The sequence below is a fragment of the Pseudomonas sp. UBA6323 genome (assembly GCF_002439135.1).
In the GTDB taxonomy this organism is placed as follows: domain Bacteria; phylum Pseudomonadota; class Gammaproteobacteria; order Pseudomonadales; family Pseudomonadaceae; genus Aquipseudomonas.
In genome coordinates this window covers 62,821-74,154 of record NZ_DJSX01000042.1, presented here as the reverse complement: position 1 = coordinate 74,154, position 11,334 = coordinate 62,821, and the positions used below count along the sequence as shown (strand labels likewise).

Genomic DNA, 11,334 nt, shown 5'->3' with positions numbered 1-11,334 from the left:
GAAGGCGCGCGGAGTATAGTGGCCGGACGCTGCGCTTGCAGCACGTACGCGCAGATGCCAGAGTTAATATGCGCGCTGGATACCAACTGCCTGGATTTGATCGATGACTGCAACGCTGCCCGCCCTGGCCTTCGCCGGGATCGGCCTGATGGGCCTGCCGATGACCCGCCGCCTGCTGGCCGCAGGCTATCCACTGACCCTCTGGAACCGCACGCCGGACAAGTGCGCGCCGCTGTTGGAGCAGGGGGCGCGTCGCGTGGAGAGCCCCGCCGAGCTGTGTCGCGATGCCGGCTTGGTGATGCTGTGCCTGGCCAATACCGAGGTGGTGCGTGAGGTGGTGTTCGGCCCTGGCGGGATCGTCGAAGGTGCTCGGCCCGGGCAGTTGTTGGTGGATTTTTCCAGTCTTGAACCGGCCGCCACACGTGAGATGGCCGCGGAGCTGGAAGCTCGCACCGGCATGCGCTGGATCGATGCACCGGTTTCCGGTGGCACGCCGGGCGCCGAGGCCGGCACGCTGGCGATCATGGCGGGTGGCCGCGAAGAGGACGTGGAGCGCGTGCGCCCGGTACTGGCGCACCTGGGCCAGCGTCTGACGCGCATGGGCGAGGTGGGCGCCGGGCAGGTGACCAAGGTGTGTAACCAGATGATCGTTGCCTGCAACGCGCTGGTGATTGCCGAGGTGGTGGCGTTGGCCGAGCGCGCGGGCGTCGATGCCAGCCTGATCGCCCCGGCGCTGGCCGGTGGTTTCGCCGATTCCAAACCGCTGCAGATCCTCGCGCCGCAAATGGCCGCCAGCCAGTTCGAGCCGGTCAAGTGGCATGTGCGCACCCTGCTCAAGGATCTCGACACAGCGGTGAAACTGTCGCGTGAGCAGGGCAGCGCCACACCCATGAGCGGCCTGGCCGCACAGCTGATGCGCCTGCACGGCAGCCAGGGAAACCTGGAGCGCGACCCGGCCACGCTGGTGGAACTGCTGCGGGAGCCGTGCCGATGAAGATCGCTGCCAACCTGTCCATGCTGTTCACCGAACTGCCGCTGCGCGAGCGTGTGCTGGCGGCGATGCGTGCGGGGTTCGATGGCGTGGAGATCCAGTTTCCCTACGAGCTGCCGGCCATCGCCCTGAAGGAGGTGCTGGAGCTCAGCGGCATGCCATTGGTGCTGATCAACGTGTCGGCGGGCGACCTGATGACGGGCGGCCCCGGTCTGGCCAGCGTGCCGGCGCGCCAGGCCGAGTTCGATGCCGCGCTGCAGGAGGCGCTGACCTACGCCGCCATGGTGCGCCCGACCTGCGTCAACGTGTTGCCGGGGCGCCTGGCCGAAGGCGTCAGCCGCGAGCAGGCGCTGGCGTGTCTGGTCGCCAACCTGCGCAAGAGCGCCGAGGCGTTCGCCACACTGGGCATTCGTGTGCTGGTCGAGGCGATCAATCCGATCGACATGCCGGGCTTTGTGATCAACACGCCGGAGCATCTCGATGAGCTGCTGCGCTCGGTGGACCATCCGAATCTGGCCGCGCAGTACGACCTCTACCATATGGCGCGCCAGGAGCTGGACGTGGTCGCCGGCATGCGCCTGCTGGCCGGGCACATCGGTCATGTGCAGTTCGCCGATATGCCGGGGCGCGGCGCGCCAGGCAGCGGTGAGCTGGATTTTGCGCCGATGCTCGAAACCCTGCATGAGACCGGATATCGCGGTTGGCTTGGGGCCGAATACAAGCCGGGTGAGACGGGTACGCAGGCGAGTCTGGGCTGGTTGCAGGCATTCAGGACTTGAGGGGCGGGCGTGCCTATGGCGCGGCTGAAGCCCCTCCCACAGGGGCTGCACAACTGCTTTTAGGAGGCGCTTTAGCGGCCAGCCTTCGTTCTGGGCGAAGGCTCAAGACCTTGCCGCCACGCGTTCCAGCGGCCGGTAATGTGGAGGGAAGCGGGCCAGGATGTCTTCCAGCGGTACCGGTTTGCTGAACAGATAGCCCTGAACCTGATCGCAGCCGCGCTCCTGCAGAAACTCCAGCTGCGCGGTGCTTTCCACACCTTCGGCGACGACCTTCAGGTGCAGGGCATGGGCCATGGCGATGATGGCGTGGACGATCTCGCGGTCCTGATTGGAGTTGGCCACGTCCTGAATGAAGGAACGGTCCACCTTCAGCGTATCCAGCGGCAAGCGCCGCAGATAGGCGAGGGATGAATAGCCGGTGCCGAAGTCGTCGATGGACAGGCTCACGCCCAGCGCGCGGATGTTTTCCAGCAGGCCGATGGCGCGGTTGATATTGCTCAGCAGCGCACTTTCGGTCACCTCCAGCTCCAGGCAGTGGGCGGGGCAGTGGGTCGCGTTCAGCAGTTGTTCGATGCGGCCCGGCAACTGATCGTTGGCCAGATTGAGCGCCGAGCAGTTGACCGCGATCTTCAAGCCCGGATAGCCCATGTGCTCCAGGCTGTTGAGATCGAGGCAGGCCCGGCGCAGCACCCAGTTGTCGAGCTGATCGATAAAGCCGTTGGCCTCGGCGATGGCGATGAAGCGTTCCGGGGTGAGCAGGCCGTGCTGTGGATGATTCCAACGCACCAGGGCTTCCAGCTTGCTCAGGCCACCGCTGCGCAGATCGATGATCGGCTGGTAGTAGAGGACCAGGCCATTGTCCTGCAGCAGGGTCTGGCGCAGGTCCTCTTCCAGTTGCAGTTCGTACGAGGCCTTCTGTTTCAGGTGCGGGTTGAAGAAGTGCACCACGTTGCGCCCGCTGCCCTTGGATTGATAGAGCGCCAGGTCGGCGTGCTTGAGCAGCTCGTCGGCGCTGCTGCCGTCCTGTGGAAACAGACTGATGCCGACGCTGGTGGTCATCACGATCTTGCGCCCGGCCAGGCTGATCGGCTCCTTCATCTGCTCCAGCATGCGCGCGGCCAGCGCACGCGGGTCGGCATTGCTGTCGAGGCTGGCGACCACGCAGAACTCGTCGCCGCCGAAGCGCGCGATGATGTCGCGCTCGCGTAGTGCTGCACGGATACGCTGCGCCACCACGCGCAGCAGTTCGTCGCCGGCGTCGTGGCCAAGGCTGTCGTTGATGCGCTTGAAGTGATCGACATCGAGAAACATCACCGCCAGGCTGCGGCCGGTCACCGCATGCTCTTCCAGGGTGGCAGTGAAGACCCGGTTGAAGCCGCGGCGATTGAGCAGTTCGGTCAGTGGGTCGAAATGCGCCACCTGTTCCAGCGAAGCCTTGGCCTGATCGAGCTGCACCAGCAGGGTATTGACCCGCTGCAGGTCGCGCTCCTTGTCGTCGAGCTTGCGTCCGATCCAGGCCGCGGCCAGGCCCAGGCCGAGAATCAGCAGGGTGATGGACGCGACGATCACCACCAGCTGCGCGCTGTTGTCGGCACTGCGCAACTCCAGCGGCGTGCCATCGGGCACCACCAGGTTGAGCGCGGCCATGCCGGTGTAATGCATCGAGGCGATGGCGGCGCCCATCACCAGCGCTGCCGAATACTTCATCCAGCGCTGGCGGCTGGGCGAGCCATTACGCACGTAGCGGTTGAGCAGCAGCGCAGCGAAGCTGGCGCTGATGGCAATGATGATGGACAGGGTGAACAGGCCGCCGTGGTAGTAAGCCTGGGCGTTCGAGCGGATCGCGGCCATGCCGCTGTAGTGCATGGCGCTGATGCCCAGGCCGATGATCACGGCCGCCAGTAACTGCCGGCTGAGGCCGGGACGCGGCATGGCCATGCAGTAAAGAGCCAGAAGGGCGGCAGCCAGCGCCACCAACAAGGAAAGCGCGGTGGTGGCGAGGTCGTAGCGAATAGCGACAGGTGCGTGGAATGCCAGCATGCCGATGAAATGCATGGACCAGATGGCGCCGGCCAGGCACAGCCCGCCGAGCAGCCCCCAGACCAGGCGCATGCTGCGCATCGGCACCTGATCGAGATGCCTGGCGATGGTCAGTGTGCTGAGACTACCGATGCTAGCGATGACGTAGGACAGCACCACCAGCTTTGGGGCGTGTACGCAGTCGAGCAGAACTTGGCCCTGCTTGGGCAGGTCTGCGAGAAAATGAATCGACCATCCTTCCATAGGCATCCCCCTGGCAGGGCGGTGTGCATGTCCATTCAGTGAAGCACAGGCACGTTCGTACTTGCGTGCGAGTCGACGGGCTATAGGCCACAAAATGACCAGCCCTCAAGGTTTTTAGCACTAAAAATGGCACTTTGCCTTATATGTGCCAGAAATTGGGCAGATTGGTTTAACTTAGCGCGTTGGGCCTGTATCAGGCGCATCGTTATGACGAAGGTTGAGGCGAAGGGCGTGAGACGCCTATCGCCCCATATTCGGCCGGTGCCGGCAGGGAGGGAGGCCCATGGCCGAGGCTCGCGTGAGGCACGAGCGGAAGGTGAAGCAGAATGTTGGCGCGCCCATAGGGCAGGGCGCGCTATCCATCGGGCGCGGTTTACGTTAAGGCACCAGCAGGATCTTGCCGTCACGCTCGCCGCTGGCAGCTGCCGCCACAGCGTCCTTGATGTGTGCCAGGTCGTAGGTGGCGGCGACGCGGGTCTTCAGCTTGCCGCTGGCGATCAATTGCACCAGCTCGCCGAACACCTTCATCTGCTGCGCCGGGCTGGCCTGCTGGAACCACTTGGCCAGCCAGAAGCCGCGCAGGGTGACGTCGCGAAATACGAACGAGGCCGGCGAAACCTGGCAGGCCTCGCCGCTCATCATGCCGTAGTTCACCAGCACGCCGCCGTTGGCCAGCGCCGCGGCGATATGATCGGTGCTGGCGCCACCCACCGCGTCGATGCCCAGGCGTACGTCGGCGCCGCCGGTAGCAGCACGAACCCGCTTGGCCAGGTCAGGACCGTCCACCAGTACCAGATCACCGCCTTCGGCCTCGACAGCGGCGACAGCCGATTCCCGGCGCACCACGTTGATGGTCTTGAAGCCGCGCAGCTTGGCCAACTGGATCAGGTAACTGCCGACGCCCGAGTTGGCGGCGTTCTGGATCACCCAGTCGCCCGGCTTGAGGTCGACGAACTCGCTGAGCAGCAACGAAGCCGTCGGCGGGTTGACGGTGAGCATGGCCAACTGCAGCGGATCGGCCTCCGGTAGCGGGATGAGCTTGTCTGCCTGCGCGTTCAAGGCGCTGACCCAAGTGCCGCAGCCCACCGGCAGCAGCACGGTCTGGCCGACCTTGAAGTTGCCGACGCCTTCACCGAGCGCCTCGACCTTGCCGACGCCTTCATTGCCACCCACTGCGGGCAGCGGCGGCAGCATGCCGTAGGCGCCGGTCAGGGTCAGCACGTCCGATGGATTGATCGGTGCAGCCAATACCTTGACCCGCACTTGCCCGGCGGTGGGTTCCGGCAGCTCCAGAGGCACAGCGCTGATCACGTCTTGCGGCACCGGGCCGCGTTGCTGGTATTCGGCTTTGAGCATGTCTGATCTCCTGAAGACTGGCGCAAAAATGCGTGCAGCCAGTCTAGCTGCGATAGGGCAAAGCGGAATGAATCGGCCGGCATCCACTCTGGTTATGAAGACGACCAGCCGTCTATGCTCTGGCTTATCCGATAGTGGGGTAGACGATGGGCAGATGGTGGCTGGGCTTGATCTTGGCATGTCTGAGTCCGACGGTCGCGGCAGAGGTGCTGCATGTCGGTTTCGGCACGCACAAGCCGCCTTACGTGTTCGAAGGGGAGCCGCGCGGCCTGGAGTACGAGATCGTCGACCGTGCCGCCCACAACGCCGGCTTCGAGCTGACCGCCTACTACGCGCCAATGGAGCGCCTGCACCTGATGCTGCGCCGCGGCGAGATCGACGCCATTGCCACCACACACGAGCGCAGCGGGGTTGTGGCGTTCTATTCCGATATCTATATCCACTACCACAACGTTGCAGTGTCGCTGGCCAGTCGGGATTATCACATCGAGCGTATCGCCGACCTGAGCAACTATGCGGTCAGCGCCTTTCAGCGTGCGCGCCTGCTGCTCGGGCCGGAGTTCGAGCGTATGGCGATGAACAACCCGCGCTATCGCGAGGAGGCGCTGCAGATCAACCGCAACCGCCTGCTCTACAGCGGCCGCACCGATGTAGTGGTGGGTGACAAGCGGATCATTCTCCATCTCGATCGCGAAGTGAACGATCAGGTCGACGTAACCCAGTCGCTCGACTGGTTCGAGATATTCCCACCGACGCCGTACCGCGTCGGCTTTCGTCAGGACTCGCATCGGCTGCGTTTCGATGCGGGGTTGCGCATGCTGCGCGAATCCGGCGACTACCTGCGCGTCGAACGACGCTACCTGACGGACTGAAATCTGAGGAAACTTTTGCAGGGCTGCCTCGGTTGGCAGGCTGTAGCACTATGCCGGCTTGTCTGACGACTGGAGACGCCTCGATGCCGCGCCTGAAACCCCTTGCAGCCCTCGGTCTGATCGCTCTTTTCGGTGCCCAGCATAGCCTTGCCGAAGACCGGCAGGTTGCTTCGGAACTGGGCCCGCTGAACGTCCATACCGTCGCCGAAGGACTGGCCAATCCCTGGGCCGTGGCCTTTCTGCCGGACGGCCAGGGATATCTGGTCAGCGAGCGGCCGGGCGCGTTGCGCCGGGTAAGTGCCGAGGGGGCGGTGTCCGAGCCATTGCGTGGGCTGCCTGAAGTCTTCGCTGTCGGCCAGGGTGGTTTGCTCGACGTGGTGCTGTCGCCTGATTTTGCCGAAGACCGTCTGGTTTACCTGTCCTACGCCGAAGAGGGTGATGGCGCTGCCGGTACGGCGGTGGGGCGCGGCAAGCTGTCGGCCGATGCTGCGGCGCTGGAGGGCTTCGAGGTGATCTTCCGTCAGCAGCCGAAGTTATCCAGCGGCACGCACTTCGGCTCGCGGCTGGTGTTCGACCGTGACGGTCATCTGTTCATCGCCCTGGGTGACAACAACAATCGCCCCACCGCACAGGATCTCGACAAGTTGCAGGGCAAGCTGGTGCGTATCTTTCCCGATGGCCGCATCCCCGAGGACAACCCTTTCGTTTCCCGTGATGGCGCGCGTAAGGAAATCTGGTCCTACGGTCATCGCAACCAGCAGGGCGCGGCACTCAACCCCTGGAGCGGCCGCCTGTGGACCCACGAGCACGGCCCGCGCGGCGGTGACGAAATCAACATTCCCGAAGCCGGCAAGAACTACGGCTGGCCGTTGGCGACGCACGGGGTGAATTACTCGATGCTGGCGATTCCCGAGGCCAAGGGCAAAACGGTCGAGGGCACCGAGGCGCCGCATCATGTCTGGGAAAAATCACCGGCCATCAGCGGCATGGCCTTCTACGACGCGGAGCGTTTCCCAGCCTGGCAGCAGAATCTGTTCATCGGAGCACTGGCCAGCCAGGCACTGATTCGCCTGCAACTCGACGGCGACAGGATCGTGCATGAAGAACGCTTGCTGGAGTCGCTGAAGGTACGGGTACGCGATGTGCGACAAGGGCCGGACGGCTATATCTACGTGCTGACGGATGCGCCGAAAGGGCAGTTGCTGCGCCTGGGACTGGCGAGCGAGTAAGCTTGGTGGGAGGCTAAGGCGGGAGGGAGGCTGGGTGCGCAACGCGCACCCGAGGCGATCACTTCTTGCTGATAGTGATCTGACGAGTGCCGCCGTAAGTCTGGCCGCTGACGCCCTTGGCGATCTGCTGAATCTCGCCACCACCCTGCAGGAAGGCAGCGATCTGCGCCTCGATGGACTCGCGGGTTTCCACTGCAGGGGCGGGTTTGCTGACTTTGCCGGCGGACGACTTGACGCGAAGGGTGGCCATGACCTTGATCTCTTTCAGATGGGCGGCCGGCCATTATGCCTCATCCCGCCTGTTTCTGCTTGGGTAATCGCCCCGTTACCGGCTACAACGCCGCGCATGAGCGGGTTTTTCGCGACACTTTATGGCTTGTTTTCCAGTCACTTATACGGCCAGGTGACCGGCTGTCGATTCATCATGCAGCCAGCCCGGATGTCCCTGATCTCGGGTAGAATGGCCGGCTGTTTTGGCGAGGTGGAACACGATGGCCGTTATCGGGCGGATGAATTCTTTACAGGTGGTCAAGCACACCGACTTCGGTCTGTATCTGGACGGTGGCGCGGACGGTGAAATTCTCCTGCCCAAGCGCTACATCCCCAAGGACACGCCGAGCGAAGTCGAGGACTGGCTCAACGTGTTCATCTACCTGGACAGCGAAGACAAGCTGATCGCCACCACGCTCAAGCCGAAGATCCAGCTCGGCGAGTTCGCCAGCCTCAAGGTGGTGGATATCAACCGCGTCGGCCTGTTCTTCGACTGGGGCCTGCCCAAGGACCTGTTGCTGCCACACTCCGAAGAGAAGCGCCCGCTGCAGATCGGCGATTACTGCGTGATCTACCTCTACCTGGACAAGCGCACCCGCCGCCTCACCGCCACCGCGCGCCTGGATCGTCATCTGGACCAGGTGCCGGCCAACTACCAGGTCGGTCAGGAAGTCGATCTGCTGGTGGTCGAGCGTACCGACCTCGGTTTCAAGGCCATCATCGACGGCAAGCATTGGGGTCTGATCCACAAGAACGAGCTGTTCAAGTTCATCCGCAGCGGCATGCGCGAGAAGGGCTATATCAAGGAGCTGCGTGCCGACGGCAAGATCAGCCTGAGCCTGCAGCCCATCGGTCACCAAGCTGCCAGCGGCCTGGCCGAGCAGATCATCGAGCGCCTGCGTGATCAGGGCGGTGTGCTGGCATTGGGTGACAAAAGCCCGCCAGAGCTGATCGCCGAACAGTTTCGGGTCAGCAAGGGCAATTTCAAGAAGGCCATCGGCGGTCTCTACAAGCAGGGGCTGATCCGCATCCACGACGACCGTATCGAACTGCTCGACAGCTGATACAACCGTGACTTGAGCGCCGGCGCGGCAACTCGCATAATGCCGCGTTTCCCGCCGGTGTAGCTCAGTCGGTAGAGCAGCGCACTCGTAACGCGAAGGTCGCAGGTTCGATTCCTGTCCCCGGCACCATAAAAATCAAAGGGTCAGCCTCGGCTGACCCTTTGTCGTTTCAGTGCTGCCACAGAATTGCTTGATATGGGGCGGCAAGCTTGGCCATGCGATCCAGCCGTCATTATCAGCACCGTTCCGAGGCTGTTGATGGATGCTAAATGATCCGGCGAGACGTTCAGTTCATGACGCAACCAACAACGCTTTTGCCTATAGACGTTTGGCTGCGTGCTCGTACGCCTTGCTCCGTTCCCGTTTGCCAACCGCAATCACGGTTACGACCAGGCGGCTGTCGATCACCTCATAGACCAGCTGGTAGCCGATGGAGCGCAGCTTGATCTTGTAGCAGTCGGGCATGTCACGGAGCTTGTCGGCCTCGACTCGGGGATTCTCAAGGCGTTCCTTGAGCTTTTTGGCGAACTGCAGCTGGAAGGTTTTGCCCAGCTTGCCCCACTCCTTGAGCGTCTGGGCGTTAAACTCGAGAGCGTACTTAGTCGGCTCCGCCGGCTTGCTCGATGAGGTCATCGATATCTACTCGTACAGTGGGTTCGCCACGTCGCTCGCGCACCATTTCGGCCAGGCGCGCATCGTCGATCATTTCCAGCATGGCTTCGTACAGCGCCGGAGGCACGGCGTAGAAGGCTGGTTCGTTGCGATTGAGGATCACGACAGTTTCACCGCCACCTTCGCGGATGGTACCCATCGGATCTTTCTTGAGGTCTGTCACCGATGCTGCAACATCGGCCAATACTGCGTAGGTCATGGATATCTCCTGCTTTCTTGGAAAGCACGTCAAAGCATAGCTCTGTTAAGAGTGCTTTTAAAGGTGCTTTCTGTGGTCGGCCGCTAGGCGGACTTGGTGGCCATAGATGGAGCGGCCGTCAGCTTCGCCCAGCCCTTTGTCGTATATGACGTCAGGCGTTGCAACGTTCTCTCTCCGTGCTGTCGAAGCTAATGTCACATCATGGCCTGGCTGCAGGTCTGGCCTTTTGGGAGTCGCTTATGTTGATTCGTTCGATTCTGATGATTCTGGCTGCGTCCGTCGCCACTGCCGCTTTCGCTGATCAGCCGCAGACCATCCGGGTCATTCCCAAGAGTTACGTCAGCCCCGGTGCCAGCGGCAGCGTTTCGGGCTCGTCGAGTTATCAGCAACACAATCTCTACGGCGGCCAGCGTCTACCGCACGCCAGTGTGCGCCAGGAGAATAGCTACGGCAGTCAGTCCATCGAGACGCGCGGCGGGATTCGGCAGAGCACCGAGTATCCCGGCGGGCTGATCATCGAGCGTCAACCTGGCAGCGGCAGTTACCAGCAGCAACGCAGCCGCTGATCTCAATGACGGGCGGCCGTTCTGTGTGCGTTGTCCGGCGCGTCGGCGATCACTGCGCGGTTGCGCCCCTCGCTCTTGGCCCGGTACAGGCATTCGTCGCCGCGCTGCAGCCAGCTTTCCCAATGCTCGCCACCATGCAGGATCGCGCCGCCTATAGAGACGGTCACCGCGCCGCCCGGGCTTTGCAGCTCACTGGCGACCTTGCTCAGCAGGTTCTGCGCCGCGACGCGCAGGCCTTCCGCGTCGGTGCTGGGCAGCAATAGCAGGAACTCCTCGCCACCGAAGCGGAACAGGCGATCTTCCTTGCGGCAGTAGCGCTTGATCAGCCCGACGAAAGCCACCAGCACCTGGTCGCCGACCTGGTGGCCGAAGCGGTCGTTGATCTGCTTGAAGTGGTCAAGGTCTATCACCAGTAACCCATAGCTGTCGCTGTGACGGCGATGGCTGGCCACGGCGATTTTCAATTCTTCGTTCATCGCCCGACGGTTGCGCGCGCCAGTGAGCGGATCATGGATCGCCAGCATTTGCAGTTGGTCGCGCTGGGTACGCGTGCGGAAGGCGAAGATGAAACTGAGTACGCTGGCCATCACGCACGTGACCAGGAACGACACCATCTGGTAATGACTTTCGAACACGCTACCGGGCGCGAGCAGGGCGTGGCTGACCAGACTGATCAGCACCAGAGCTGTCGCTAGCAGGGCCTTGCCGGGCGTCACCATGAAAAAGTTGAACAGGATCAGCGGATAGATCCAGAACAGGCCGTTGACGCCCAGGTTGATGGCGATCAGCGTGGCGCCGACCGAGAACACGGCAGCCAGGTAGATGCCGGGCTTGACCGTATCGCGAGTGACCCAGGCATAAAGCACGGCGAATACGGTGGACAGGACAATGATGGTGTCGGCGAGGCCCACCAGGTAGTTGCCCTGAAGCAAACGGTACACGGCATAGGGCGTAATGCCGATGACGCCGAACAACCCCATCAGGGTGATGATCGACAGCTGGAAATCGTTGCGCAGGCGTTTCAGCAAACGTGCGGTCTGGGTAGCCATAGCG

Annotated in this window: 12 protein-coding genes and 1 tRNA gene; 7 read left to right on the top strand and 6 right to left on the bottom strand. The window is 62.8% G+C overall.

Annotated elements, in window-relative coordinates; translation table 11 throughout:
* The first annotated feature begins 103 nt into the window (after nt 1-103).
* Both B3P22_RS09860 and B3P22_RS09855 read left to right on the top strand, forming a co-directional pair.
* A complete protein-coding gene (locus B3P22_RS09860; protein WP_296270843.1) occupies nt 104-994 on the top strand; it encodes an NAD(P)-dependent oxidoreductase in 891 nt (296 codons plus the stop codon).
* Nucleotides 991-1,770: a hydroxypyruvate isomerase family protein gene (locus B3P22_RS09855; protein WP_296270842.1), complete on the top strand. Its 780-nt coding sequence runs from the start codon at nt 991-993 to the stop codon at nt 1,768-1,770. Before B3P22_RS09860 ends, B3P22_RS09855 begins: the two co-directional genes overlap by 4 nt.
* Nucleotides 1,771-1,872: 102 nt before the next feature.
* On the opposite strand, the gene B3P22_RS09850 is transcribed toward B3P22_RS09855, so the two are convergent.
* Together B3P22_RS09850 and B3P22_RS09845 are read right to left on the bottom strand one after the other, a co-directional pair.
* Nucleotides 1,873-4,053, bottom strand: a complete 2,181-nt coding sequence (locus tag B3P22_RS09850) for a putative bifunctional diguanylate cyclase/phosphodiesterase (protein WP_296270841.1) — start codon at nt 4,051-4,053, stop codon at nt 1,873-1,875.
* A 378-nt stretch (nt 4,054-4,431) separates the two neighbouring features.
* Entirely contained in the window at nt 4,432-5,409 is a 978-nt protein-coding gene (locus tag B3P22_RS09845; RefSeq protein ID WP_296270840.1) for a zinc-dependent alcohol dehydrogenase family protein, read from the bottom strand.
* Between the two features lie 170 nt (nt 5,410-5,579).
* Here B3P22_RS09845 and B3P22_RS09840 point away from each other — a divergent pair, with 170 nt between their 5' ends.
* Both B3P22_RS09840 and B3P22_RS09835 read left to right on the top strand, forming a co-directional pair.
* On the top strand, nt 5,580-6,281 hold the full coding sequence (locus B3P22_RS09840) for a transporter substrate-binding domain-containing protein (RefSeq protein WP_349681633.1): 702 nt from the start codon (nt 5,580-5,582) through the stop codon (nt 6,279-6,281).
* An 83-nt stretch (nt 6,282-6,364) separates the two neighbouring features.
* Nucleotides 6,365-7,510, top strand: coding sequence for a PQQ-dependent sugar dehydrogenase (locus B3P22_RS09835; protein WP_296270838.1), 1,146 nt, complete (start codon nt 6,365-6,367; stop codon nt 7,508-7,510).
* 58 nt (nt 7,511-7,568) lie between these two features.
* Here the strand turns inward: B3P22_RS09835 and B3P22_RS09830 are convergent, their stop codons facing one another.
* Nucleotides 7,569-7,760, bottom strand: coding sequence for a hypothetical protein (locus B3P22_RS09830; RefSeq protein ID WP_296270837.1), 192 nt, complete (start codon nt 7,758-7,760; stop codon nt 7,569-7,571).
* A gap of 241 nt (nt 7,761-8,001) precedes the next feature.
* On the opposite strand from B3P22_RS09830, the gene B3P22_RS09825 reads away from it, so the two are divergent.
* Nucleotides 8,002-8,844 (top strand): CvfB family protein, encoded by an 843-nt coding sequence (locus B3P22_RS09825; protein WP_296270836.1) that lies wholly within the window; start codon nt 8,002-8,004, stop codon nt 8,842-8,844.
* Nucleotides 8,845-8,897: 53 nt separating this feature from the next.
* Nucleotides 8,898-8,973: transfer RNA gene (locus B3P22_RS09820), tRNA-Thr, on the top strand.
* 189 nt (nt 8,974-9,162) lie between these two features.
* On the opposite strand, the gene B3P22_RS09815 is transcribed toward B3P22_RS09820, so the two are convergent.
* Together B3P22_RS09815 and B3P22_RS09810 are read right to left on the bottom strand one after the other, a co-directional pair.
* Nucleotides 9,163-9,477, bottom strand: a complete 315-nt coding sequence (locus B3P22_RS09815; protein ID WP_296270835.1) for a type II toxin-antitoxin system RelE family toxin — start codon at nt 9,475-9,477, stop codon at nt 9,163-9,165.
* Nucleotides 9,443-9,715: a type II toxin-antitoxin system Phd/YefM family antitoxin gene (locus tag B3P22_RS09810; RefSeq protein ID WP_296270834.1), complete on the bottom strand. Its 273-nt coding sequence runs from the start codon at nt 9,713-9,715 to the stop codon at nt 9,443-9,445. The genes B3P22_RS09815 and B3P22_RS09810 overlap by 35 nt, the downstream gene beginning before the upstream one ends.
* Nucleotides 9,716-9,954: 239 nt before the next feature.
* Between B3P22_RS09810 and B3P22_RS09805 the strand changes: the two genes are divergently transcribed.
* On the top strand, nt 9,955-10,281 hold the full coding sequence (locus B3P22_RS09805) for a hypothetical protein (protein WP_296270833.1): 327 nt from the start codon (nt 9,955-9,957) through the stop codon (nt 10,279-10,281).
* A gap of 2 nt (nt 10,282-10,283) precedes the next feature.
* Here the strand turns inward: B3P22_RS09805 and B3P22_RS09800 are convergent, their stop codons facing one another.
* Nucleotides 10,284-11,330 (bottom strand): GGDEF domain-containing protein, encoded by a 1,047-nt coding sequence (locus B3P22_RS09800; protein ID WP_296270832.1) that lies wholly within the window; start codon nt 11,328-11,330, stop codon nt 10,284-10,286.
* Nucleotides 11,331-11,334: the final 4 nt, after the last annotated feature.